A 23,739-nucleotide genomic window follows, 5' to 3' on the forward strand; every position below is an offset into this window, starting at 1 on the left:
TAAAATAAGGATTTTTAAATGTTGAATCTTTAAAAAAGCGTTAAATACAGACTAATTGGTAATATTTACCGATGAAATTTCGTTGAAGCCTACAATTCTGTCGTATCTAGCGCCCAAATCACGGTAATAAACGAGTACTTTATAGTTGTTTTCGGTTTGCCAGAAGTTACCGCTTATACGTCCTTCATCTAAAGTGCCATCAGCATTTGCAACAACATATTTATAGTTGTAAAACCCTTGTTTAAGTTTAAAGTGTCCTTTGTAAATTCTGCCTTCGGGATAATAGTCCATTCTATTATAATCTTCTAAAGCATAGTTATTAAAATTACCATATACATAAATAGTTTCACCATTTAATAATTCTGGATATTGTAATGAAAAGTGAACATTAACATAATCGGCTTCTACATCTAGATCTTCTCGATCTATAGCGGTAATTTTAAATTGCCCATTAATATCAGGGTTGTAGGTGTATGGTAGTTCTGCTCTAGATATATTGGTAAATAAATAACTATGATAAATATCTTTTAATTCTATATACTGCACACCCATAGAGGCTGCTCTTACATCTTTGGTTTCAAAAAATAAATACTCGTTTCCGCCAGGGAAAGCAGTTTCGTTTACATAACGATATATTAGCTTATTACCAATAGTGTATTGGGGTTTTACATCTGTTATGGCTGTATTTAAATTTCTATTTTGAATGATAAGTGTTTTTATAGTTTGAAGCGGATTATTAATTTGGGAATTTGTGGATATCTCAATATCTACAGTTTGCATATAATCGATGGTTTGAACATCGCGAGAGCGTTTAATGCTAATACCAGGAGTTACAATATCTTCATAAACCATAAGTTTTCTTGAAAACACCAATTCGTCATCTCTGTCAAATATAGAAATAAGGTAATTGCCAGAAACTGTTAATGCTCGAGTTTGCGCATTGGGCACCGTTAGTTTATAGTGAGAATACATCTCAAAAGTATTAAAAGAGTTACGATAGTCTTGTATTCTAAAATTATCAACACCTAACAGGAATTCTGTTCGAACTAAAACAGATTCTGTCCAATCGTAATCATAGTGTTCTATCTTATAATAAAAGTCAGGTTCGTTAGCCACTAAAGCATCAAATTCTAGATAAAATGTTTCTCCTAGTTTTAAAATAGGTAATTCGCCTAAATTACTGTTTGTACTTTTAAATGTAATGGATTTGATATATTCTGGAGGATTAACTTCGTTTACCTGAGCTTGCAGATGTAAACAAATACAAAATATCCCGATAAAAAAAGAAAACTTATAGTGCATATAAATCATTTTTGTAAAGATAAACAAAATTGATGCCGAAAGCTTTACAAGCGTTAATACTTGTAAATTTCTATTAATTTTTTGTGGTAACTGTTTTTTAGTTCGTATTTTTGCACCGATTTTTTAGACAACTAATTTCAACAAAAGAAAATATGTCAAACGACATTCGCATTAAGAAAGGTCTAGATATAAAACTTAAAGGTTTAGCTGAAAAAACCACTGAGACAGCGGTATTGAGCAATTTTTATGTTTTAAGACCTGAAGATTTTCACGGCGTAATTCCTAAATTAATTTCTAAAGTTGGCACAAAAGTAAAAGCAGGAGAACCTGTGTTTTATGACAAATCTAACGAAAACATCAAATTTGTTTCTCCAGTTTCTGGTGAAATTATAGAGATTGCTCGTGGTGCCAAACGTAAAATTTTAGAAATAAAAATTCAAGCTGATAAAACACAGGTTTTCCAAGACAATGGTAAGTTTGATGTCGATGTTGCAAAACCAGAAGCGGTTAAAGCACATTTATTAGCAAGCGGACTGTGGCCATTTGTAAAGCAAAGACCTTACGATGTTATTGCAAATCCAGAAAAAGCGCCTAAAGCTATTTTTATTTCGGGATACGCAAGTGCACCATTAGCAGCAGATTTAGATTATGTGCTACAAGGAAAAGAAGCTGAGTTACAAGCGGCAGTATTAGCACTTGGTAAATTAACAGAAGGGCAAGTTCATGTATCGGTTGGTGAAAGTGCTAACTCTCCATTAGCCGGTTTGTCTGGTGTTTCTGTGCATAAAGTATCTGGTCCTCATCCGGCAGGAAATGTTGGAACTCTAATTAATAAAGTAGACCCAATAAACAAAGGAGAGACAGTTTGGACTGTTAATGCCCAAGATTTAGTAATTATTGGAGAACTTCTTTTAACAGGTAATTTTAATGCTGAGCGTATTGTGGCTTTAGCAGGTTCTGAAGTAAAAGCACCTCGTTATTTTAAAACTAAATTAGGTAGTGAAGTAGCTACTATGATTTATGATAAAGGTCTTGAAAAAGATGCTAATGCTAGAATTATTTCTGGCAACGTGTTAAGTGGAAAAGAAATAAAACCAGATGGGTATTTGGATTATTATAGCAATGTAATCACTATTATTCCAGAAGGAGACGATTATGAATTTTTTGGATGGAACAAGCCAGTATTTAATAAGATTTCTACATCAAGAGCATTAACGTTTTCATGGCTAAATCCTAAAAAGGCTTACGATTTAAATACCAATACAAATGGAGAACATCGTGCTTTTGTAACTACGGGAACTTTTGAGAAAGTATTTCCTTTAGATATATACCCAATGCAAATTTTAAAAGCATGTATGTATCAAGATTTAGATGAAATGGAAGCTTTAGGTATGTATGAAGTTGCTCCTGAAGATTTTGCCTTAACAGAATTTGTTTGTGTGTCTAAACAACCACATCAAAAAATAATAAGAGAAGGTTTAGATTTAATGCTTAAAGAAATTGGATAATTATTCATTGAGTAACGAAATCAAAAATAACATTTTATTCATTTAACCAAGTGAAATGAAAAATATTACAAGATGGGTTTAAAAGAAAATTTACATCAGTTTAAGGAAAAAAATAAAGATAAAAAATGGATACCTGCGTTTAATGCAATTCATACATTTTTATACTTGCCTAATGAAACCACTCATGGTGGTACACACATTAAGGTTGCTGACGATTTAAAACGTACAATGAATACTGTGATTATGGCTTTAGTGCCATGTTTAATATTTGGTATGTACAATGCAGGATATCAACACTACTTAGCTTTAGGAGAAATAGAAAGTGCAGAAGGTTTTTTAGGAGCTTCATTCTGGACACTAGATAACTTAATTGTAGGATTATGGCAGGTGTTACCACTTGTAGTCGTGTCTTATGGTGTTGGTTTAGCGGTAGAATTTGTTTTTGCTATTATTAAAGGTCATGAAGTAGAGGAGGGTTACTTAGTAACAGGAATGTTAGTGCCTCTTATTGTACCTGTAGATATTCCATTATGGATGCTTGCAGTAGCAGTAATTTTTGGAGTAGTGATTGGTAAAGAAGTGTTTGGTGGTACAGGAATGAATATTCTTAATCCAGCATTAACTATTAGAGCATTTTTATTCTTTGCATATCCAACTTGGATGTCTGGAGATAAAGTTTGGGTTCATGGTGCTGTAGAAAGAGACCAAATGATTGCTGATGGCGCTAACTTAGATGCTATTTCTGGTGAAACTATATTGGGGTCATACGCTCAAAATAATTCTGTAGTTTATGATTATTGGGATATGTTTTGGGGTATTATTCCTGGTTCTGTAGGAGAAACTTCAAAATTCCTAATCATAATTGGTGCGTTATTCTTAATTTTTACGAAAATTGGAAGCTGGAGAATTATTGTATCCACACTAATAGGCGCATTAGTAATGGGACTAATATTTAACGGTGTTGTAGATGCGGGTTGGATTGGTGAATCAAGTAAATTTTATGGATTAATGAGTGTGCCGTTTTGGCAACATTTAATAATTGGTAGTATTTTATTTGGCGCTGTATATATGGCAACAGATCCTGTTACGGCATCGCAAACCAATAAAGGGAAATGGATTTATGGTTTTTTAATAGGATTTATCTCTATTATGATTCGCGTATTTAATCCAGCTTATCCAGAAGGTGTGTTTTTAGCAATATTATTAATGAATGTATTTGCACCAACTATTGATCATTACGTGGTTCAAGGTAATGTGAAAAAACGAATGAAGCGTTTAAAAGTTAAAACTGCTTAATTATGGAAAAAAGAACAGATAAAAATTCATATACTATCATATTTGCAATAGGTATGGTATTGGTTGTTGGGTCTTTGTTGGCTTATTTAGCGTCATCACTTAAACCACAAATTAGTGAAAATCAAAGACTAGAGAAACAACAAAATATCCTATATGCTATGGGTATTAATGATAATGACGAAACGAGTGCAGTTTTTATTTCAACAGATAAAGCGCCAGAGGCATTCACCAATAATATAAACGATCAAATTGTAATAACAATTGATGCAGATGGCAAGGTTATAAAAAATCAAACTCGCGATGAGTATTTTAATGAAACCAAGCAAGAGCCATATTTGATTGATATTAAAAAGCAAAAAAGTAATGCTAAAAGTGGTGAATCTAGAAAATTACCGTTATTTATTGGTAAAAACGCCAAAGGAAAAATGGTTTATGTAGCTCCCATTTATGGAAAAGGTCTTTGGGACGCCATTTGGGGTTACATAGCAATGGATGAGAATATGGTAGTGCAAGGTGCTTATTTTGACCATAAGGGTGAAACGCCTGGACTTGGTGCTAATATTAAGCAACGTTATTTTATGGATGATTTTTATGGTGAACATTTACTCACTGAAAATGGAGCTTTTAAAGGTATTACCGTTGCAAAAGGAAATGCAGATCCAAAGAATAATGATAAAATGGATAATGAAGTAGATGCCATAGCGGGAGCTACAATTACAGGCGACGGAGTTTCAGCCATGATTAAAAGCGACTTGAAACTATATAAGCCCTATTTTGATAATTTAAAAGGTAACTAAAAACTATGGGATTACTTTCAAAAAAAGACACGAAGTTAATTACTGATCCATTAGCTGATAATAACCCTATCACTATTCAGGTTTTAGGTATATGTTCAGCATTGGCAATTACTGCAGAGTTAGAAGCATCTATTGTAATGTCAGTTTCAGTATTATTTGTAATGGGCGTAGGTAATGTTGTTATCTCTTTAATGAGAAACATTATTCCTTCAAAAATTAGAATTATAGCACAACTTATTGTTGTAGCAACCTTAGTAATTATTGTAGATTTAGTACTAAAAGCTTTTGCCTACGAATTGAGTAAAACTTTATCAGTATTCGTTGGACTTATTATTACTAATTGTATAATTATGGGGCGCTTCGAGGCATTTGCATTAGGTAATGGCCCATGGCGATCGTTTTTAGATGGTATAGGAAACGCTTTAGGATATGCAGTAATATTGATTATGGTAGGCTTCTTTAGAGAGCTTCTAGGTTCTGGAACCTTATTAGGTATTCCAGTATTAGGAGATCCTATAGAAAAAACAGGATTATACGCTATAGGTTATGAAAATAACGGATTTATGCTTTTATCACCAATGGCATTAATTGTTGTAGGAATTATTATTTGGGTACAACGTACAAGAAATAAATCATTAGTAGAAGATTAAGAGATATGGAACACGTAGAATTATTTTTTAAATCGATATTTATAGATAACATGGTATTCGCAACCTTTTTAGGTATGTGTTCTTACCTAGCAGTATCTAAAAAAGTAAGTACAGCAGTTGGATTAGGTGCAGCTGTAATTTTTGTATTAGCTATAACAGTGCCTTTAAACTGGCTATTAGATCAATATTTATTACAACCTGGAGCCTTAACTTGGTTAGGTCCAGAATATATAGACTTCGATTTAAGCTTTTTATCCTTTATCATGTTTATTGCAACAATTGCAACCATGGTACAGTTAGTTGAAATTGTAGTAGAGAAGTTCTCACCATCATTATACAACTCACTAGGTATATTTTTACCACTTATTGCTGTTAATTGTGCAATTTTAGGTGGTTCGTTATTTATGCAATCTCGCGAAATAGCAACTCTTGGGCTAGCTACTACCTATGGAATAGGTTCAGGTATTGGTTGGTTTTTAGCAATTTTAGCTATAGCAGCTATTAGAGAAAAAATTAGATACTCAAGTGTACCACCTGCATTAAGAGGCTTAGGTATTACCTTTATAATTACAGGTTTAATGGCAATTGGTTTTATGAGTTTTGGTGGCATGTTAACAGGCGGTGATGAAGAAGCAGCTAAAGAAGATAAGGTTGTTGAAACAGAAGTGATAGAGAATACCTCTAAGGATAAAGTAGTAGCTAACAACATATTAATAAATAAGTAACATGATATTAGCAGCAGGAACGTTAGGAACAGTATTAGCAACAGTAACAGCTTTTTTAGTGATTACGTTGTTACTAGTGGCTTTACTTCTATTTGTAAAGCAAAAATTATCACCATCGGGTCCAGTAAAGATTACGATTAATGGTGAAAAAGAAATTGAAGTAGCATCGGGTGGTACATTGTTGTCTACACTTGGAGGGAACAAAATCTTCTTACCATCTGCTTGTGGAGGTGGCGGAACATGTATTCAATGTGAATGTCATGTCTTAGAAGGCGGTGGTGAAGCGTTGCCTACTGAAACACCTCATTTCTCAAGAAAAGAGCTGAAACATGGTGCACGATTAGCTTGCCAAGTTAAAGTAAAACAAGATATGAATATTACCATACCTGAAGAGGTTTTTGGTATTAAAAAATGGGAAGCTACCGTTGTTAGAAATTATAACGTAGCCTCTTTTATTAAAGAATTTGTAGTTGAAATCCCAGAAGATATGGGATATAAAGCTGGTGGGTATATTCAAATCGAAATTCCTGAGTGTGAAATTAAGTATCAAGATATAGACATTACAGCACATCCAGAGGAACACGATACTCCTGATAAATTTCAGGCAGAGTGGGATAAATTTGGTTTATGGCCATTAATTATGAAGAACGGTGAAACTGTTGAAAGAGCCTATTCTATGGCGTCTTATCCAGCAGAGGGTCGTGAGATCATGCTAAATGTTCGTATTGCAACGCCACCATGGGATCGTTCTAAAAACTGTTGGATGGATGTAAACCCAGGTGTAGCATCATCATATATATTTGCGCAAAAACCAGGCGATAAAGTAACTATTTCAGGACCTTACGGTGAATTTTTTATCAACGAGTCTGAAAGTGAAATGCTTTACGTAGGTGGTGGTGCAGGAATGGCACCAATGCGTTCTCACCTATACCACTTATTCAAAACTTTAAAAACAGGAAGAAAAGTAACATATTGGTATGGTGGACGCTCTAAACGTGAGTTATTCTATTTGGATCATTTTGAACAATTAGAAAAAGAGTTTCCAAACTTTAAATTCTATTTGGCGTTATCTGAACCAATGGAAGAAGATAATTGGAAAGTAAAAGAGGATATTGATGCGTCAGGAGACGGTTTTGTAGGGTTTATTCATAATTGTGTAATAGATAATTATTTAAGCAAGCATGAGTCGCCAGAAGATATAGAATTATATTTTTGTGGGCCACCGTTAATGAATAAGGCTGTTCAAAAAATGGGTGAAGATTTTGGTATCCCAGATGAGCATATTAGATTCGATGACTTTGGAGGTTAAACTTCAGAATGATATAAAATAAAAACCAACTCAATTAGAGTTGGTTTTTTTATGTTTGAACTTAATTTAAATTATACGAGTTGATATTTAGGTTTTTCATTTTCAACTTCAAATAATCTCGTATAATCCATTATATTTTTCACACCATCTAATTCACAGATAAATTCAATAACTGCCGCTAAACCCTCAAAAAGGATGTTTTTATCAGTAGAGTTGTCTGGTTTACTGTTTTCATAATGTAAGGGCACTTGAAACCCACAAGCTTTTAAAAATGTATGCTCAATTTTAAGTAATTCTAACGGTGTATATCCGTTAAATGTTCTACCTAAGTTTTGATGCACCTTACCAACGTAATTTAGCACTAAGCTTCCATGGCTGTCGGATAAATGTTTCCAGCTATCCGTATTGTCTAAAATATTACCTACTGCACACTGCTGGCAACATTCAGGGTAAAGTGTATTGTTATGAAAAGCAGTATATAGTTTTTGTATAGCAGCTTCTAGTCGTGGTGAAGTTTTCATAAAACAAATTTTTTACTTCAAGTTACTAATTTTTTTAAATTTAGCTATTAAATTAATTTTAAAATTTTCTAGTATCATACGAAAGTTAACTTTTAAATCGTTGTTTTTAGTATGAAGAGAGTTTTGTTTTTCGTTCTTTTTACCGTCATAGTTGGTGCACTAGTTTACATATATCAACCAATTAAAACCACACCAAATGCAATAGTATCTGTTGTAAAACCCTCTAGTCTTTTAAATAGGGATAGTTTAACCATAAAATCTAGAGTTAATGTTCCTAAAGGCTATAAAAGAGTAGCCTATGCAAAAGGTTCATTTCAAGACTATCTAAGAAATTATAAATTAAAACCTTCTGGCACCAAAATCATAAACTACGATAACTCCGAGTACTTTTGGCAACAAGGTCATATTGGAATTTTAGATGTTCCTGTACCAAAAAATGGCTTGCAACAATGCGCCGATGCTTTAATACGGGTACGAAGTGAATACTTGTGGGATAGTAATAGAAAACATGAGATAGGTTTTAATTTTACCTCAGGTCATTATTGCTCTTGGACAAAATATGCTGAAGGATACAGGCCAAAAATTAAAGGTAATAAAGTTACATTTCATAAAATGGCTTCTAAAAACAATTCAAAAGCAAATTTTTACAAGTATTTAAATTTAATTTATACCTATTCTGGAACCTTGTCTCTTTATCACGAGCTTCCCAAGATTAATAACGTTAAAAATCTTAAAATTGGAGATATGCTTATTATTGGTGGATCACCAGGACACATTGTAATGATTTGTGATGAAGTTGTAAATACCCAAGGCGATAAATTATTTTTACTCTTCCAAGGTAATACTCCAGCCCAAAGTGTGCATTTGGTTAAAAATTTAGAAGACCATAATATTTCTCCATGGTATCATTTACAAAAGGATGCTGTTATACCAGTGTCTAACTATACGTTTTATGATTCTAAGTTTGTAAGGTTTAAATAAAGAGATTTTGTTTTCTATATTATAACAATGTTTATGTATACGATCCCTCAAATTTAAGACCTATCTTACAGCATCAAAATTTTTGATAATATAAAGTAATACTAAAGTTTTATAAGCATTTATAGTATTTTTGCAATATGAGTAAACCACTTTCTAAACAAGAATTACATAACCTTGCAATGAACCATGTTGGAGAAGATTTAGAGCAACGCGGTTTTGAGTTTGTTGCTATAAATAGTAAGTTGAAAAAGCACCCACAGTTTGTTTGTATAGATAAAAACAGTCAGTATTTTTTTGTGGTAGTTCGTGCAGTTGTTTTACCAGAAAACCCTAATAATTACGATATTGTTTGGATGGAATCTTTTAAAAAACATGCTTTTGAGAAAGAGGCTAAAGTCTTGTATGCTGGAGTTGGTTTAGGTAACCCCAATGGAGAGGATTTACCGTTATATTTAAATGAAGACTATTTAATTGAGTACAACGGAATCCAATATATAGATTCAAATTTAAATTAAATGAAAAGATTTTTCTATTACGTTTCGATCTTCACTTTTGTTATGTCATGTAAGACAGAACAAAAACAAAGTACAAAAGAACTTGAAAATATAAAGTTATCAGGGGTGGTTTTTGGTACATCGTACAAGGCTATTTATAGTTCTGAAGTAGATTATACAAATCAATTTGACAGCTTATTTGCTGTAATTAACACATCATTATCTACATATATTTCTGACTCTGATATTTCAAAAATAAATAGAAATGAAGATGTAGTAATTGACAAACACTTTGAAAATGTATTTTTAAAATCAAAAGAAATTTTTAAAAGGACAAATGGTTTTTTTGATCCCACTATAGGTGATGTGGTCAATGCTTGGAATTTTGGAGCAAATAAGAATAAATTTATTACAGATAGTGTTACAATTGAAAATTTGATGACATCAGTCGGGTTTAATAAAGTGACGTTGATAGATAAAAAGATAGTAAAACAACCAAATGCATATTTAGAATTTAATGCTATAGCTAAAGGCTACGGTGTTGATGTTATTGCTCAATTTTTAGAGAATAAAAATATTAGTAATTATTTAATAGAAATTGGGGGTGAAATTCGTGTTAAGGGTAAAAACAAAGAAAAAGATAAACCATGGCGCGTAGGTTTAGATGAGCCAAGATTTGATGGAGATCAATCGGTTTTTAAAGCTATAAGTTTGAAAGATGAAGCTATGGCAACATCAGGGACTTATCGAAAATTTAAAGTTGATGAAGATGGTAATAAGTATGCGCATATTATTAATACAAAAACTGGCTATCCTACAAAGACAAATATTTTAAGTGTGTCTGTAATAGCTGAAGATTGTATGACTGCCGATGGGTATGCTACTGCTTTTCAGGCTATGGGACTTGATGGCGTTAAACCCTTTTTAGAAAACAACATAAAACTTAAAGCTTTTTTGATTTTTGAAAATGATAATAATGAGTTAGAAACTTTAACATTAAATGGCTTTCCAGAATAGATGATAAAGATAATTGTGACTTATCGATAAAAAAAGTGTCTTATAAATAGCTATTGATCATTTAATTATAAAGAAGTTGCTCTAATATTATATTAAAGCAACTTTTTTTATTTATAAACTACAGGAATGATTTCACCTTTTGCCAAACAATATTTTTTTATCACATCCGCGGAAAGCATAGCTGTATAGTCAACTTCGGTAACCTTAAAACCTACGTCTCGAAGCATATCAAAATAATCAATACCGTAAATACGCACATGGTCGTATTGTCCAAATATTTTAGCACGTTCTTTTTTGTCAGTAATAGTATTATCCTCAAAAGTAACGTCCCGATTTAAATCTTGCGGAATTTGAAAAACACCATAACCACCAGGTTTCATAACTCTGTATAATTCTTGCATTGCTTTAGTGTCATCTGGAATATGCTCTAACACGTGGTTGCAAAGGATGATATCATAACTATTATCTTCAAACGGTAGGTTGCAAATATCGGCTTTTACATCAGCAATAGGTGATACTAAATCTGTGGTGGTATAATCCAGATTATCTAGTTTTCTAAATCGTTTTAAAAAACATTGTTCTGGAGCAAAATGTAGTACCTTTTTGTTTGATGAGAAAAAATCAGTTTCATTTTTCAAGTAAAGCCATAATAATCTATGACGTTCTAAAGACAGAGTGGAAGGCGATAATACATTGCTACGCTGCGTGCCATAACCATAAGGTAAAAAGGTTCTAAAACTCTTGCCATCTATGGGGTCTGTGAATTTATTTCCTTTTAAAAAGAATACTAAAATTGGGCGTACAATATAGCTTAACCTAATTAGTAGGGGTCTGGGGACTAGATTTAGAGTTAATTTGAAGAGTTTCTTCATAAGAAACTTAAAGCATTAAAGCCTCTTGTCTAAATTCAATTTCTTCATCAGATGTAATACCTAAAGCCTCATAAATATATGCAAATGTTGAGAGTAGTTCTGGTTTACCGTCCAATAGCGCTACATCATGTTCAAAATGAGCCGATGGTAAATTATCTAAAGTAGTTATTGTCCAACCATCACTGTGCTGTTTTATTCGTTGTGTCCCCATATTAATCATAGGCTCAATAGCCACAACCATACCTTCAATAAATTTTTTACCGCGTCCTCTACGTCCATAATTTGGCATTTCTGGAGCTTCATGCATTTTTTTACCTAAACCATGACCTACTAATTCTCTTACTACACCATATCCTTGGGCTTCACAATGGTGTTGAATTGCATAACCAACATCACCAACACGATTATTTAATTTAAATTCTCTTATGCCAACATATAGAGATTCTTTAGTGGTTTTTAGTAGTTTTTCTACCTCAGGAGTTATTTCTCCAACAGGAAATGTGTAGGCATGATCGCCATAAAATCCGTTTTTAAGTGCGCCACAGTCTATAGAGATAATATCACCTTCAACCAAGGGGTTGTTATTAGGAATACCATGTACTACTTGAGAGTTTGGACTCATACATAGCGTATTTGGAAAATCGTATAAACCTAAAAATCCTGGTATAGCACCTTGATCTCTAATACATTCTTCTGCAATTTTATCTAGTTGTAAAGTAGTAACACCAGGTTTAATAACTTTAGCAATTTCACCTAATGTTTTAGAAACTATTAATGCACTTTCGCGCATAAGTTCTATTTCTTCTCTAGTTTTTGTTTTAATCATTTTTTAAAAAAATCTAAAAACCCTTTTTTCTTTTTATATACTAAAGGTTTTGCATCACTTTCGGTAAGTAGTTGATATATTTCTCCCCAACCGTAAAAACCGCCAACGTTTCTATCATCAATAAATAAATCAGCATTTATTTTTCTACTAATATCGTCGGTATACTGCTCTTCAGGGAAACTTCTGTTTACGGCATAAAATTTAATGCCATTATCTTCACAAAATTTAATGGCTTCGTCTAATCTGTCTCCGCACCTGTAAGTCCATAAAATTAGCCGATGCCCTTCTTCTTGTAACTTCTTTAAAGTTTCAAAAGCAAACATTTGTGGCTTACCAATTCTTGGGTAAGCGTCTTCTACAATGGTGCCATCAAAATCAACGGCTATTAGTAGTGTATCAGTAAAATTCATTCAACTTAGGGATTTATTGTTGCAAAGGTAATTATTTTTAGTTATTTGCTTAAACCAATGGATGTTGCGTCATTGCAGTAGGTTGCTCAACACCAATAAGCTTTAAAATGGTAGGTGCTACATCGCCTAAAATACCATCTTTTATTGTTTTTAAATCATTATCAATTAAAATTAAAGGTACAGGATTTGTAGTATGTGCCGTATTAGGAGACCCATCAGGATTTATCATGGTTTCGCAATTGCCATGATCTGCAATTAATAGCGTAGTGTAATCATTTTGTAAAGCCATGGTTACTACTTCTTTCACACATGTATCTACAGCTTCACAAGCTTTAATAGCAGCCTCCATTACACCTGTATGCCCCACCATATCACCATTTGCAAAATTTAAACATACAAAATCTACATCGCCTTTTTGTAATTCAGGAATAAGCGCATCTTTTAATTCAAAAGCACTCATTTCTGGTTTTAAGTCGTAGGTAGCAACTTTAGGAGAATTTCTCAAAATGCGTTGTTCGCCTTCAAAAGGTTCTTCTCTACCACCGGAAAAGAAAAACGTTACATGTGGGTATTTTTCAGTCTCAGCAATGCGTATTTGTTTTTTATTGTGCTTTTCCAAAACCTCACCTAGGGTTTCGCTTAAGTTATCTTTATTAAAAATTACATTAATATTTTTGTACTCATCATTGTAGTTGGTAAGTGTAACATAATGTAAATCTAATGGTTTCATATCGTATTCAGGGAAGCTTTTTTGCGATAAAACCTCTGTTAACTCACGACCTCTATCGGTTCTAAAGTTGAAGAAAATTATAACATCTCCTTCTTTTATTTTCGTTAAAGGTATGTTGTTGTCATCAACAGCAATAATTGGTTTAATAAATTCATCTGTAATATCATTTGCATAATTAGTTTTAATTGAAGCTACAATATCTTTAGATGTTTCTCCTTTAGTATGAACTAATGCATCATACACTAATTTTATACGTTCCCAGCGTTTATCTCTATCCATGGCATAATAACGTCCAGAAATAGTAGCTATTTTAGTGTTGGTGTTTTGTATGTGAGATTGAAGTTGCTCTACAAAACTAGCACCAGATTTTGGGTCTACATCGCGTCCATCAGTAAAACCATGAACATAAGAATTTTTAACACCTGCATCTTCTGCAGCATCAATTAAACCCTTAATATGGTTGATATGCGAATGTACACCACCATCACTTAATAATCCTAAAAAATGTACGTCTTTAGTGTTAGATTTTGCATAGTTGAAAGCATCTACTAAAACCTGTTCTTTGTTTATGGTTTTATTTTCAACAGCTAAATTTACTTTAACTAAATCTTGATATACAATTCTACCGGCACCAAGATTCATATGGCCTACTTCGCTGTTTCCCATTTGGCCCTCAGGCAAGCCTACATGTAAACCATCAGTTCTAAGGGATGCGCTTGGGTAATTTGTGTATAAACTATCAATAAATGGTGTGTTTGCATTATCTATTGCAGAAACTTTTGGGTCAGGTGATTTCCCCCAACCATCAAGTATCATAAGGATGGTTTTTTTGTTCATTTTTATTGGTTTGATTTTGTAAACAAATATAAGGATTTTAAGGTACTAGAGACGCGAATGTTACTTAAAAACTAATAGGCTTTAGAGGTGTTAATTCAGTAATTTGAAGTTTATTATCCAAGCTAAATAATCATAAAAAACGTTAAAAAATGGTAAATAATAGTTTTTAATGTAACAAACTTATTTTTTTATCGTCTCTTAAGTGTAATCAAAAAACAAATCATAAATTAAATCTTTCATCATGAAAAAAACAATCATTATTTCCGCAATCGCATTATGCTTTTCAATTGTTAGTATAAATGCTAAAACTTCATTCGAACCAACAAAAACTTACAATACTCAGTCTATTAGTAAGGTGAGTCCATTTTGTGTTTCTATAGCTAAAGGCGATATAGTTACAGTAAAAAAACTCATAGAGTTGGGTGCAAATGTAAACGAAAAGTCTAATGGAATGACGCCAGCAATGTATGCAGCAAAATTTAATCGCTGCGACATTTTAAAATTATTAATTGCTAAAGGTGCTAAGCTTAAAGTGAAATCTACAAAAGGCATGACAGCTATTAAGTATGCTAAGTTGCATAAAGCCGTAGATGCAGAAAAGGTTTTAAATAGCGCTTTAGCAAAAAAGAAAAAATAATTATAAGCTATTAATTATTTTGAGTTAGTCACTCTATAAAGCCCTTGTAAGAGGGCTTTATTATTTTATAAACCCCTATATTTTTCTATAGCTTCTTGTATTTTTTCTATCCTATTATCAGGATCTGGATGCGTGCTTTTAAACTCAGGAACACGGTTTGGACCTGCAGCATCTTTTAATATCTTCATAACACCAATCATTTCTTCTGGGTTATAACCTGCTCTAATCATAAATTTAACGCCTAATTCATCACTTTCTAATTCATCATCACGTCCGTTAGTTAATAGTTTTTGCTGACCAATACCACCAACTAAACCGCCCATGTCTGCACCAACAGAACCTGCGGTTGCTAACCCTTGCCAGTACTCGCTTTCTGCAATGCGTTCTGCACTATGTCTTCCTAAAACATGTCCTATTTCATGACCTAAAACGCCTGCTAGTTGGTCTTCATTCTGGAGTTTTTCCATTAAAGCATAAGTAATAAAAATTTGCCCTCCAGGTAAAGCAAAAGCATTAATAGTTCTAGGGTCACTTAGTAAATGAAACTCATATTCATAAGGTGTTTCTCTAGCAACACTGCTATTTACAAGTTTATTGCCAACATTATCAACCAAAGCCTGTAACTTAGTGTCAGGATGCAAACCACCATGCTGTTGTGCCATTTGTGGGGCGTTTTGTATGCCAATAGCAATCTCTTTATCAGCGCTCATAGATATGGTCTGCATTCTACCGGTATATTGATTTTCTTCACGCTGGCTGCAACGTTTTAAAACAAAAAATATAGCAATGGCTGCACCAATAAGTAACCTTATTTTAAAATTTTTTCCTCTCATTTTAGATGGTTTTAGGGTATTAAATTACAAAATTTGGTTTATATGTTTTTTTCTACTCAATAAGTATCAAAATATCACGTAAACTCTTGTTATAAATTTTTATACATTATGTAGTGTAGCCCTATCTCAGGAATTTCAAAAGCATCTCCAACAGTTTTATACCCATTACGGTTATAAAAATTAGTAGCAATACGTCTTGCGTTACACCAAATTAAATCTACATTTTTAGCTTTTAATATTTGTTCTCCAGCATTTAGTAATAGGTTTCCCAAGCCCTTTCCTTGATACAACTTATCAATAGCCATTCCTCTCAGTTGGTATTGCTGTGTACTTGTAAATACATCGTTATTCGTTTTCATAAAAGATAAAACACCAACTATAGCCTTTTCACGAAATAATCCTAAATGAATAGTGGTCGTTAAATCATCACCATTAAAAGCACAAGTTTCTATGGGTTTTCCTGTTCTTAAAACAGCGTGTCTTACAGGGTAAGTTTCTTGTGCAGTTATTTGTTGTGTTGTAAAATGTGCTGGAGTCTTCATTTTAGGCGTTATATGTCACTTTCAAACATATAAAATTAATTGTAACCAATTTATGTATCTTCACTTTAAAAAATGCAAATGGACTATAATTTTAAAATTCTTAATAAAACAGAGATACTAAAAGTTGTACCCTTGGTTGAAGCATTAAATGATTTTAATGTGCCAAAAGCTATACTAAACATCCGGTTTTTAGAAATGGCAGAACAAAATTATGAGTGTGCTGTAATATGCAACAACAATACTATTATAGGCGTATGCGGTTTATGGTTTTGTACAAGACATTATGCAGGAAAAACGGTAGAGGTAGACCATGTTTATATAGAAGAAAACCATAGAGGCAAAGGTTTGGGTAAACAATTTTTTAAGTGGATTTATAATTACGTAAAAACCAAAGCATGCAACACTGTAGAGTTAAATACCTATGTTGCCAATTATCCGTCACATAAATTTTATTATAACGAGGGGTTTGAAATTCTGGGCTACCACTTTTTAAAGAAATTATAATTTTTTTGTTTTATAATGCAGAGTTTACATATATTTGTCGCCGCTAATGCGGGAGTAGCTCAGTTGGTAGAGCGTCAGCCTTCCAAGCTGAATGTCGCCAGTTCGAACCTGGTCTCCCGCTCAAAAAGGCTTCATCAAAAACGGATGAGGTCTTTTTTTTTGATTAAATATTTTTGGCGCTACCACAAGGGTCGGGCTTTACACTATATCTTTTCCTCGTGCCTCACAAAAGGATGCCGTTTCAATCCCTAGCGCACCCATCCGCATAAGTTAGTTTTTAAACCCATATCACAGGTTATCAATTTAAATCATTAAGAAACGTACCTGTAGGTAGTTCATAAGGCGGTTTGTTGTATTCAAAAATTCTAGCAGAAAGCGCTCCCTTTAAAGTAATAGCTTCATTTTCAACCAACAACCAGCTACCTTCTCGTAAACCAACAACAGGTGGCGTATTGTGATAATGAAACTCCTTAATTCTAGTCTCGCGTGTTTCGCCCATATGTTTGCTATTTGCATCTGCATCTAGATAATGCGGATTTATATTAAAAGGTAACAACCCCAAGGCATTAAAACTCGGTGGGTACATTATTGGCATATCATTTGTGGTTTTTATAGTTAAACCGCAAATATTACTACCAGCACTTGTGCCTAAATAAGGCGTACCAGTATTAATAGCTTTTTTTAAAGGCACCATTAAATTATGTTTATAAAGTTGGCTTAATAAAACAAACGTATTACCACCACCAGTAAAAATACCGTCTGCTTTTTCAATAGCTATTTGGGGGTTTTCAAACGTGTGAAGTCCAACAATGTTTTTACCAATTTTTGCAAATGCAGCACTAGCAATTTTAGTGTAATCGTTATGCGATATCCCACTTGGTCTCGCATAAGGCACAAAAATTATAGTTTTAATATTTTTAAATAGTACAGATAATTCATCTAAAATATACTCTAAATACCCACTACCATGAGTGGTAGACGTACTTGCAATAATCATTTTTTTCATATTGAATATTATAAGGTATAAAGCTAATTAATTTTTTAACAAATATTAAGAATTGTATCTATTAGAAAACCAGTTTTAAGTCGTATTTTTAGTAAAAAGAAAAGATTGCTCAATTGAATAATAGTAATACTTTTGAAAAAAAATCAACCTATGAAAAAGATGTTATGCGTATTTGCACTTTTTGCAATTACAAGTTTAAGTGCTCAAACTATTAATAGAATAGATATTAAAGGAAAAGTAGTGGTGGAGCATAGTGATATATCTGGTATTACAGTTTTTAATGCTTCTGCAAATAAAGGTACAATTACAAATGCTAATGGTGAGTTTTCTATTGCTGTTACCGAAAATGATATTATACAAGTAAGCGCATTACAATTTCAAAATTTAAGTTTTAAGGTTAATAATGCTATTATCGCTTCTAAGAGTATGAAAATATTTTTGATTGAAGAGATAAATAAATTAGACGAAATTATTGTTAAAACAAAAGGGTTGACAGGAGATTTGGCGACCGATATTGATGGTTCAAAAACATTTAACCCTAAGTTAGATGCACTTTATTTTGGTGTAAAACACAGTAGTGAGTATAGTTTTGAAACCGATTATAAAACTGAAGTTACTAATATTGGTGATGACATTCAGCGTAATAGGTTGTACAACGGCCTTAATATCGTAAATGTTGTAGACCAGTTATTACTGCCAATTTTTAGATCAGAAGCCAAAGAGAAGAAGCCTAAAGATATGCCAGAGGTACCAACCAAAGCCATAAAATATTACTTTGCTTCAGAATTTTTAGTAGATAATTTTAAAATTCCTAAACATAGGGTAGAGGATTTTATAGCGTATGTAGAAAGTGGTGATTTTGACTTTTCTCTATTAAACTACGGAAGAGAATTGGAGTTTTTAGAGCTTTTAAATCAAAAAAGTATCCAATTTTTAAGCATGAACAAGCAATAGAATTCCATTATTTAACAAAACTTTACAGGCATTTTTAATTTTGTTTAAGACTTTACTTCCGTAATTGAGTTCTTAAACAATTTGTCTTTCTTGAAATTAAAACTTTTTTTTATAAGTCTGTTTTTTGTGCAACTTAGTACCTCTCAATCTGTTGAGATTACTGGTATAGTTGAAAGTAGTGGTGATGTAGAAAACATTCACGTCATCAACAAAACAGCACAAAAATTTACGATTACTAATACATCAGGTGGGTTTGTAATACCCGTAAATTTAAATGATACTTTAAGTTTTTCATCGGTACAATACGAATCTAAAGTAATTATTATTTCAGAAGAGATATTGAATTCTAAAAAGGTGTTGGTGACTTTAGATGCGCAAATAAATGAGCTAGATAAAATTACATTAACCAATGGTCTTACTGGTAATTTAGCCACAGATATGAATACCATTACAGTGGTGAGGCCGTCATCTTTACATCTTGACGAAGTAGATATGCAATCTTTGTCTTTAGATAACTTAGCTTTAGAAAAGCAATCAACCTCAGATCATTATAAACAGACGTTAAATTCTAATACCAGATTTTATCAGCCAGATATTGTGAAGGTTTTAGAGTCTGTACTTAAGGTAGATTTGTCTTTTAAATCTGGAGTATTACAGGATAGAAAAAGAGTTAAGGAAAAATTTTTATTAGAAGTTTATACTAAAACAGAGATTAGCAACGCGTTTAATATTCCAATTGATAAAGTAGATGATTTTTTGTTGTTTGTAGAAAAAGAAGGCTTTAAGCTTTCATTATTAGAGAAAGAAAATGAATTTTTATTGGTGGAATTTTTAATGAATAAAAGCGGAGTATTTAATAAAAGTGATGAGAAGAAATAAATTTTATGTTCTTTGGATTATTTTGCTTTGTTGTACTATGGCAAAAGCACAATCTTTAGAGATTACTGGTGTAGTTAAAAGTAGCGCTGATGTAGAAAACATTCACGTTATCAACAAAACAGCACACAAATTCACAATTACTAATACATTAGGTGGGTTTGTAATACCCGTAAATTTAAATGATACTTTAAGTTTTTCATCGGTACAACATCAATTAAAATCTATTGTAGTTTCAAAAGAAATAATGCGTTCAAAAAGTATTAGAGTTGTTTTAATTGAAAAAATAAACACTTTAAAACAAGTTACTTTGGGTAAAGTGCTTTCAGGAGATTTAAATGCAGATATAAGCGACATAGATGAAGAAGCGCCAGTTAATTTTTATAATGTTGGCATACCCGGATACAAAGGTAAACTAGCAACCCAAAGTGAGAGACGCTTAAATGAAGCTACCACGGGTGGTGGTATACCATTAAATCCAATAATTAACGCAATAACTGGACGTACTAAGATGCTTAAAAAGCGTGTAGCTCATGAGCGTAATGATGTGTTAATTACTAAAATTAAAGAAGAATTCTCAGAGAGTTTGTTTAGCATATACAAGCTTGACGAAGAATTTAGAATGGACTTTTTCTATTTCTGCGAAATGGATGAAAACTTCTATAAAAAATGTAACGGCACACCAGATTTAGATATTTTTGAGTTTTTAAAACAAAAGCTAAAACAATATAAAACTAACCAACAAGAGGAAGATTAAATTTTGGAATGCTTTTTGAAAACTTCAAAATAACTACATTAGCCATCATTAATTTATGTGTTATGAAATCATTTAATTTTTTTCTTTTAATAATTATTGTATTTATAGGCTCTTCCTTCAGTACATTGCATAAATACTATATTAGTAACACTCAAATTGAGTATGTTAAGGACGTTAAATCAGTTCAAATTATAACGCGAATATTTATAGACGATTTAGAAAATGTACTTAAAGAGCGTTACGATGAAAGTTTAACCTTTGATAACGAAAACGCTACTGCAATAGATGATTATTTAGAAAAGTATTTAGGCGAAAAACTTAATATTAAAATTGATGATAAAACCGTAAAATTAAGATTTTTAGGTAAAGAGATTGATATGGGTATTGTAAAATGTTACCTAGAAATTGAAAATATAAAACACATCAGTAAAATAGAAATAACAAATGAGATATTATTCGATTTGTTTGAAGAACAGCAAAATATTATAAAACTAAATATTAACTCTAAAAAGAAGAGTTATGTACTTACTAAACAAAAAGATAACGCAGTGTTAAATTTTAATTAAATTAAAGTTTTTTACTGTAGTAAAATCTTATTTTTGTGAGTATTGAGCGTTAAATGATTAAATCTGTTAGCGCAATTAACATTTTTTCTAAAAAATTATAAGCTTTACAATGAAACATCTTCTGTATTATTTTCTATCTGTTGTTTTTGTGTCATCGGGTATTTATGCTCAGGCGCAAGAGGAATCTGCTCCTAAAAAAGGTCACACAAATACAAATAAGTTTAAGCAACTGTATGATGAGTTTTCTACACCAAATGTATATAGGGCAGCATCAGGTGCTCCAGGACATGCGTATTATCAACAGCAGGCAGACTATAAAATGGATATTGTTTTAGATGATAAAAACTCAAAACTATCAGGATTTGAAACTATAACTTACACAAATAACGCTCCTGACGTTTTAAAATACTTATGGGTTCAGCTTGATCAAAATAAGCGTGCTAAAAATTCTAAATCACCTTTAATAGAAACTGAAAAAATAGAACCAGTTTTGTATCCAAGTCAATTTACTGAAAATTATATATCAGAAACTTTTGATGGTGGTTTTAATATTGAAGCAGTAACACATACAAATGGTACGCCTTTATCTTACATGATTAACCAAACCATGATGCGTGTTGAATTGCCAAAACCAATGGCTACTGGTGATACGTTTTCGTTTTCTATAAAATGGTGGTATAATATTAACGATCATGTTAAAAAACGAGGACGTTCTGGTTACGAACTTTTTCCAGATGATGGTAATAAAGCGTATGTAATAGCGCAGTTTTTTCCAAGAATGGCTGTATATAGTGATGTAGAAGGCTGGCAAAATTCTCAATTTTGGGGACGAGACGAGTTTGCACTAACTTTTGGAGATTATGAGGTAAATATTACAGTACCTGCAGACCATATTTTAGATGGTACAGGAGTGCTCACTAATAGAAAAGAAGTGTTTACTAAAACCATGATGCAGCGCTATGAACAAGCAAAAAAGTCATATGATGAGCCTGTGTTAATTGTTACCCAAGCTGAAGCTGAAGCTGCAGCAAAAGGCTTTTCTAATGAAACTAAAACATGGAAGCTTAAAGCAGAAAATGTACGCGACTTTGGTTTTGCAACATCTCGTAGGTTTATATGGGATATGATGGCGGTTAAAGTAGGTGATAAAGATGTAATGGCAGTATCAATGTATCCTAAAGAAGGTAATCCACTTTGGGAAGACTGGTCTACTAAAGCAGTAGCAAGTACATTAAAAACATATTCTAGAATGACATTTGATTATCCTTATCACAAGGCTATTTCAGTTCATGCAAAAAATCAAGGTATGGAATACCCAATGATTTGCTGGAATTATGGACGACCAAAAGAAGATGGTACTTACAGCGCTAGAGTACGTTATGGTATGATGGGTGTTATCATTCATGAGGTAGGGCATAACTTTTTTCCTATGATTGTAAATAGTGATGAGCGCCAATGGACTTGGATGGACGAAGGATTAAATAGTTTTTTACAGTATGTAGCCCAAATTGATTTTGCCGAAGCTTATCCAAAAGCATTAGCCGAAGGGGACACTGAGTTTCCGCATAGACGAGGACCAGCTAAAAAAATTGTGCCTTACATGAGTGGAGATCAGAGCTATATTGCACCAATTATGACCAAAGGTATAAACACATATCAATTTGGGAATAATGCTTACGGTAAACCTGCTACAGCTTTAAATATTTTAAGAGAAGCTGTGATGGGACGCGACTTATTTGATTATGCCTTTAAGGAATACTCAAATAGATGGATGTTTAAACACCCAACGCCAGAAGATTTCTTTAGAACTATGGAAGATGCATCTGCATTCGATTTAGATTGGTTCTGGAGAGGATGGTTTTACACTACTGATTGGGTGGATATAGGAATTAAAGATGTTAAAAAATATTATGTATCTGCTGAACCTAATGCTTATATGAAAGATGTGATGAAAGAGCGTGGTATAAAGAAAAAGCAGTTAAGACCATTAGTATATATGGTAGAAGAAGGAAGTGAAGATTTTAAAAAGTCTATGAAAAATCAAAACCCAGCAGAAGTTAAGACCGTTAAAGAGTATTTAATGGATAATTTCTCTGAAGCAGAACGTCAAAACATAACAGCACCTAAGTATTTTTATAATATTACGTTTGAAAAGCCTGGTGGGTTAGTAATGCCTATTATTGTAGAATATACTTATGCTGATGGCAATAAAAAAACGATAAAATATCCAGCTGAAATTTGGAGATTGAATGATAATGAAGTGAGTAAGGTAATTACTAGTAATCAAGAAATTATCAATATAACTATAGACCCTAACTTAGAAACTGCTGATATAGATACCTCTAATAATTCTTGGCCTAAAAAAGAAAAAGACGGTGAGTTTGAGAACTTTAAACAAAAGATAAAAGGATAAGCTAATGAGAGCATAAAAAAAGCCGATTTTATAATCGGCTTTTTTTATGCTCTCAAAACAACTCACTATATTTGTATTGTGATACACTATTCCACATATTTATTTATTAGTGGCGCAGAAATAGCTGTTATACTATTTATTGCCATATTAGTTTTTGGAGCAGATAAATTGCCAGAAATTGCCCGTGGCTTAGGTAAAGGCATGCGAACTCTTAAAGACGCTACTAACGAAATAAAATACGAAATCACTAAAACAGCCGATAATAGTGGTATTGATACCAGTATCACAAAAGACGTGAAAAAGGAAATAGATAAGATTAAAGACGATTTAGAAGATTTTACAGGTTCAGTAAAAAGAAAACTGTAATTAAATTGGC

26 protein-coding genes and 1 tRNA gene are annotated in these 23,739 nt (G+C 32.5%); 18 read left to right on the top strand and 9 right to left on the bottom strand.

Annotated features, from left to right (window positions below):
* Positions 1-51: 51 nt before the first annotated feature.
* Positions 52-1,302 (bottom strand): type IX secretion system plug protein domain-containing protein, encoded by a 1,251-nt coding sequence (locus tag ACKGJY_RS12145; protein ID WP_413974167.1) that lies wholly within the window; start codon positions 1,300-1,302, stop codon positions 52-54.
* Positions 1,303-1,454: 152 nt separating this feature from the next.
* Here ACKGJY_RS12145 and ACKGJY_RS12150 point away from each other — a divergent pair, with 152 nt between their 5' ends.
* From ACKGJY_RS12150 to nqrF, 6 genes are all read left to right on the top strand, one after another.
* The gene (locus ACKGJY_RS12150; protein WP_413974168.1) at positions 1,455-2,810 is read left to right on the top strand and encodes a Na(+)-translocating NADH-quinone reductase subunit A; all 1,356 of its coding nucleotides are present in this window, start codon (positions 1,455-1,457) and stop codon (positions 2,808-2,810) included.
* 72 nt (positions 2,811-2,882) lie between these two features.
* A complete protein-coding gene (locus ACKGJY_RS12155; RefSeq protein WP_413974169.1) occupies positions 2,883-4,106 on the top strand; it encodes an NADH:ubiquinone reductase (Na(+)-transporting) subunit B in 1,224 nt (407 codons plus the stop codon).
* Positions 4,107-4,108: 2 nt separating this feature from the next.
* Positions 4,109-4,903, top strand: coding sequence for a Na(+)-translocating NADH-quinone reductase subunit C (locus ACKGJY_RS12160; RefSeq protein ID WP_413974170.1), 795 nt, complete (start codon positions 4,109-4,111; stop codon positions 4,901-4,903).
* A gap of 5 nt (positions 4,904-4,908) precedes the next feature.
* The gene (locus ACKGJY_RS12165; protein WP_413974171.1) at positions 4,909-5,553 is read left to right on the top strand and encodes an NADH:ubiquinone reductase (Na(+)-transporting) subunit D; all 645 of its coding nucleotides are present in this window, start codon (positions 4,909-4,911) and stop codon (positions 5,551-5,553) included.
* 5 nt (positions 5,554-5,558) lie between these two features.
* On the top strand, positions 5,559-6,278 hold the full coding sequence (gene nqrE / locus ACKGJY_RS12170; protein WP_413974172.1) for an NADH:ubiquinone reductase (Na(+)-transporting) subunit E: 720 nt from the start codon (positions 5,559-5,561) through the stop codon (positions 6,276-6,278).
* Between the two features lies 1 nt (position 6,279).
* Complete coding sequence (gene nqrF / locus ACKGJY_RS12175) at positions 6,280-7,587, top strand: NADH:ubiquinone reductase (Na(+)-transporting) subunit F (RefSeq protein ID WP_413974173.1); 1,308 nt, start codon at positions 6,280-6,282, stop codon at positions 7,585-7,587.
* Positions 7,588-7,658: 71 nt separating this feature from the next.
* Here nqrF and ACKGJY_RS12180 read toward each other — a convergent pair whose 3' ends face one another.
* Entirely contained in the window at positions 7,659-8,108 is a 450-nt protein-coding gene (locus ACKGJY_RS12180) for a Na(+)-translocating NADH-quinone reductase subunit F (RefSeq protein ID WP_413974174.1), read from the bottom strand.
* A gap of 111 nt (positions 8,109-8,219) precedes the next feature.
* Between ACKGJY_RS12180 and ACKGJY_RS12185 the strand changes: the two genes are divergently transcribed.
* The 3 genes from ACKGJY_RS12185 to ACKGJY_RS12195 all read left to right on the top strand — a co-directional run bounded on the left by ACKGJY_RS12185 (position 8,220) and on the right by ACKGJY_RS12195 (position 10,600).
* Positions 8,220-9,089, top strand: coding sequence for a DUF4846 domain-containing protein (locus ACKGJY_RS12185; RefSeq protein ID WP_413974175.1), 870 nt, complete (start codon positions 8,220-8,222; stop codon positions 9,087-9,089).
* Between the two features lie 137 nt (positions 9,090-9,226).
* Positions 9,227-9,604 carry a Na(+)-translocating NADH-quinone reductase subunit F gene (locus tag ACKGJY_RS12190; RefSeq protein ID WP_413974176.1) on the top strand — a complete coding sequence of 126 codons (378 nt, stop codon included), beginning with the start codon at positions 9,227-9,229 and terminating at the stop codon, positions 9,602-9,604.
* Between the two features lie 42 nt (positions 9,605-9,646).
* Entirely contained in the window at positions 9,647-10,600 is a 954-nt protein-coding gene (locus ACKGJY_RS12195) for an FAD:protein FMN transferase (protein ID WP_413974177.1), read from the top strand.
* 107 nt (positions 10,601-10,707) lie between these two features.
* On the opposite strand, the gene ACKGJY_RS12200 is transcribed toward ACKGJY_RS12195, so the two are convergent.
* The 4 genes from ACKGJY_RS12200 to gpmI are packed head-to-tail and all read right to left on the bottom strand — an operon-like array spanning position 10,708 to position 14,275.
* Positions 10,708-11,472 (bottom strand): class I SAM-dependent methyltransferase, encoded by a 765-nt coding sequence (locus tag ACKGJY_RS12200; RefSeq protein ID WP_413974178.1) that lies wholly within the window; start codon positions 11,470-11,472, stop codon positions 10,708-10,710.
* Positions 11,473-11,479: 7 nt separating this feature from the next.
* The gene (map, locus tag ACKGJY_RS12205) at positions 11,480-12,298 is read right to left on the bottom strand and encodes a type I methionyl aminopeptidase (RefSeq protein WP_413974179.1); all 819 of its coding nucleotides are present in this window, start codon (positions 12,296-12,298) and stop codon (positions 11,480-11,482) included.
* Positions 12,295-12,708 carry a BT0820 family HAD-type phosphatase gene (locus ACKGJY_RS12210; RefSeq protein WP_413974180.1) on the bottom strand — a complete coding sequence of 138 codons (414 nt, stop codon included), beginning with the start codon at positions 12,706-12,708 and terminating at the stop codon, positions 12,295-12,297. The genes map and ACKGJY_RS12210 overlap by 4 nt, the downstream gene beginning before the upstream one ends.
* A 49-nt stretch (positions 12,709-12,757) precedes the next feature.
* Positions 12,758-14,275: a 2,3-bisphosphoglycerate-independent phosphoglycerate mutase gene (gene gpmI / locus ACKGJY_RS12215; RefSeq protein WP_413974181.1), complete on the bottom strand. Its 1,518-nt coding sequence runs from the start codon at positions 14,273-14,275 to the stop codon at positions 12,758-12,760.
* Between the two features lie 241 nt (positions 14,276-14,516).
* Between gpmI and ACKGJY_RS12220 the strand changes: the two genes are divergently transcribed.
* On the top strand, positions 14,517-14,912 hold the full coding sequence (locus tag ACKGJY_RS12220) for an ankyrin repeat domain-containing protein (RefSeq protein WP_413974182.1): 396 nt from the start codon (positions 14,517-14,519) through the stop codon (positions 14,910-14,912).
* A 65-nt stretch (positions 14,913-14,977) separates the two neighbouring features.
* Here ACKGJY_RS12220 and ACKGJY_RS12225 read toward each other — a convergent pair whose 3' ends face one another.
* The gene (locus ACKGJY_RS12225; RefSeq protein ID WP_413974183.1) at positions 14,978-15,745 is read right to left on the bottom strand and encodes a M48 family metalloprotease; all 768 of its coding nucleotides are present in this window, start codon (positions 15,743-15,745) and stop codon (positions 14,978-14,980) included.
* Positions 15,746-15,834: 89 nt separating this feature from the next.
* The gene (locus ACKGJY_RS12230; protein ID WP_413974184.1) at positions 15,835-16,287 is read right to left on the bottom strand and encodes a GNAT family N-acetyltransferase; all 453 of its coding nucleotides are present in this window, start codon (positions 16,285-16,287) and stop codon (positions 15,835-15,837) included.
* A gap of 78 nt (positions 16,288-16,365) precedes the next feature.
* On the opposite strand from ACKGJY_RS12230, the gene ACKGJY_RS12235 reads away from it, so the two are divergent.
* Positions 16,366-16,791 carry a GNAT family N-acetyltransferase gene (locus ACKGJY_RS12235; protein WP_413974185.1) on the top strand — a complete coding sequence of 142 codons (426 nt, stop codon included), beginning with the start codon at positions 16,366-16,368 and terminating at the stop codon, positions 16,789-16,791.
* Positions 16,792-16,839: 48 nt separating this feature from the next.
* Positions 16,840-16,912 (top strand) — tRNA-Gly (locus ACKGJY_RS12240).
* A 177-nt stretch (positions 16,913-17,089) separates the two neighbouring features.
* Here the strand turns inward: ACKGJY_RS12240 and pepE are convergent.
* The gene (gene pepE, locus ACKGJY_RS12245; RefSeq protein WP_413974186.1) at positions 17,090-17,797 is read right to left on the bottom strand and encodes a dipeptidase PepE; all 708 of its coding nucleotides are present in this window, start codon (positions 17,795-17,797) and stop codon (positions 17,090-17,092) included.
* A gap of 150 nt (positions 17,798-17,947) precedes the next feature.
* Between pepE and ACKGJY_RS12250 the strand changes: the two genes are divergently transcribed.
* From ACKGJY_RS12250 to tatA, 6 genes are all read left to right on the top strand, one after another.
* Positions 17,948-18,751: a carboxypeptidase-like regulatory domain-containing protein gene (locus ACKGJY_RS12250; protein WP_413974187.1), complete on the top strand. Its 804-nt coding sequence runs from the start codon at positions 17,948-17,950 to the stop codon at positions 18,749-18,751.
* A gap of 90 nt (positions 18,752-18,841) precedes the next feature.
* Positions 18,842-19,630 carry a hypothetical protein gene (locus ACKGJY_RS12255; RefSeq protein WP_413974188.1) on the top strand — a complete coding sequence of 263 codons (789 nt, stop codon included), beginning with the start codon at positions 18,842-18,844 and terminating at the stop codon, positions 19,628-19,630.
* A gap of 37 nt (positions 19,631-19,667) precedes the next feature.
* On the top strand, positions 19,668-20,384 hold the full coding sequence (locus ACKGJY_RS12260) for a hypothetical protein (RefSeq protein ID WP_413974189.1): 717 nt from the start codon (positions 19,668-19,670) through the stop codon (positions 20,382-20,384).
* A 62-nt stretch (positions 20,385-20,446) separates the two neighbouring features.
* Entirely contained in the window at positions 20,447-20,950 is a 504-nt protein-coding gene (locus ACKGJY_RS12265; protein WP_413974190.1) for a DUF6702 family protein, read from the top strand.
* 109 nt (positions 20,951-21,059) lie between these two features.
* Positions 21,060-23,363 (top strand): M1 family metallopeptidase, encoded by a 2,304-nt coding sequence (locus tag ACKGJY_RS12270; protein ID WP_413974191.1) that lies wholly within the window; start codon positions 21,060-21,062, stop codon positions 23,361-23,363.
* Positions 23,364-23,441: 78 nt separating this feature from the next.
* Positions 23,442-23,729, top strand: coding sequence for a twin-arginine translocase TatA/TatE family subunit (tatA, locus tag ACKGJY_RS12275; RefSeq protein WP_413974192.1), 288 nt, complete (start codon positions 23,442-23,444; stop codon positions 23,727-23,729).
* Positions 23,730-23,739: the final 10 nt, after the last annotated feature.

Origin of the sequence: Hyunsoonleella sp. 2307UL5-6 (genome assembly GCF_047345485.1) — a bacterium.
GTDB lineage: Bacteria > Bacteroidota > Bacteroidia > Flavobacteriales > Flavobacteriaceae > Jejuia.

Excerpts from the sequence above, each read along its gene's own strand:
- ACKGJY_RS12145 (WP_413974167.1), bottom strand. The coding sequence starts at position 1,302 with ATGCACTATAAGTTTTCTTTTTTTATCGGGATATTTTGTATTTGTTTA.
- ACKGJY_RS12150 (WP_413974168.1), top strand. The coding sequence starts at position 1,455 with ATGTCAAACGACATTCGCATTAAGAAAGGTCTAGATATAAAACTTAAA.
- ACKGJY_RS12155 (WP_413974169.1), top strand. The coding sequence starts at position 2,883 with ATGGGTTTAAAAGAAAATTTACATCAGTTTAAGGAAAAAAATAAAGAT.
- ACKGJY_RS12160 (WP_413974170.1), top strand. The coding sequence starts at position 4,109 with ATGGAAAAAAGAACAGATAAAAATTCATATACTATCATATTTGCAATA.
- ACKGJY_RS12165 (WP_413974171.1), top strand. The coding sequence starts at position 4,909 with ATGGGATTACTTTCAAAAAAAGACACGAAGTTAATTACTGATCCATTA.
- nqrE (WP_413974172.1), top strand. The coding sequence starts at position 5,559 with ATGGAACACGTAGAATTATTTTTTAAATCGATATTTATAGATAACATG.
- nqrF (WP_413974173.1), top strand. The coding sequence starts at position 6,280 with ATGATATTAGCAGCAGGAACGTTAGGAACAGTATTAGCAACAGTAACA.
- ACKGJY_RS12180 (WP_413974174.1), bottom strand. The coding sequence starts at position 8,108 with ATGAAAACTTCACCACGACTAGAAGCTGCTATACAAAAACTATATACT.
- ACKGJY_RS12185 (WP_413974175.1), top strand. The coding sequence starts at position 8,220 with ATGAAGAGAGTTTTGTTTTTCGTTCTTTTTACCGTCATAGTTGGTGCA.
- ACKGJY_RS12190 (WP_413974176.1), top strand. The coding sequence starts at position 9,227 with ATGAGTAAACCACTTTCTAAACAAGAATTACATAACCTTGCAATGAAC.
- ACKGJY_RS12195 (WP_413974177.1), top strand. The coding sequence starts at position 9,647 with ATGTCATGTAAGACAGAACAAAAACAAAGTACAAAAGAACTTGAAAAT.
- ACKGJY_RS12200 (WP_413974178.1), bottom strand. The coding sequence starts at position 11,472 with ATGAAGAAACTCTTCAAATTAACTCTAAATCTAGTCCCCAGACCCCTA.
- map (WP_413974179.1), bottom strand. The coding sequence starts at position 12,298 with ATGATTAAAACAAAAACTAGAGAAGAAATAGAACTTATGCGCGAAAGT.
- ACKGJY_RS12210 (WP_413974180.1), bottom strand. The coding sequence starts at position 12,708 with ATGAATTTTACTGATACACTACTAATAGCCGTTGATTTTGATGGCACC.
- gpmI (WP_413974181.1), bottom strand. The coding sequence starts at position 14,275 with ATGAACAAAAAAACCATCCTTATGATACTTGATGGTTGGGGGAAATCA.
- ACKGJY_RS12220 (WP_413974182.1), top strand. The coding sequence starts at position 14,517 with ATGAAAAAAACAATCATTATTTCCGCAATCGCATTATGCTTTTCAATT.
- ACKGJY_RS12225 (WP_413974183.1), bottom strand. The coding sequence starts at position 15,745 with ATGAGAGGAAAAAATTTTAAAATAAGGTTACTTATTGGTGCAGCCATT.
- ACKGJY_RS12230 (WP_413974184.1), bottom strand. The coding sequence starts at position 16,287 with ATGAAGACTCCAGCACATTTTACAACACAACAAATAACTGCACAAGAA.
- ACKGJY_RS12235 (WP_413974185.1), top strand. The coding sequence starts at position 16,366 with ATGGACTATAATTTTAAAATTCTTAATAAAACAGAGATACTAAAAGTT.
- pepE (WP_413974186.1), bottom strand. The coding sequence starts at position 17,797 with ATGAAAAAAATGATTATTGCAAGTACGTCTACCACTCATGGTAGTGGG.
- ACKGJY_RS12250 (WP_413974187.1), top strand. The coding sequence starts at position 17,948 with ATGAAAAAGATGTTATGCGTATTTGCACTTTTTGCAATTACAAGTTTA.
- ACKGJY_RS12260 (WP_413974189.1), top strand. The coding sequence starts at position 19,668 with ATGGCAAAAGCACAATCTTTAGAGATTACTGGTGTAGTTAAAAGTAGC.
- ACKGJY_RS12265 (WP_413974190.1), top strand. The coding sequence starts at position 20,447 with ATGAAATCATTTAATTTTTTTCTTTTAATAATTATTGTATTTATAGGC.
- ACKGJY_RS12270 (WP_413974191.1), top strand. The coding sequence starts at position 21,060 with ATGAAACATCTTCTGTATTATTTTCTATCTGTTGTTTTTGTGTCATCG.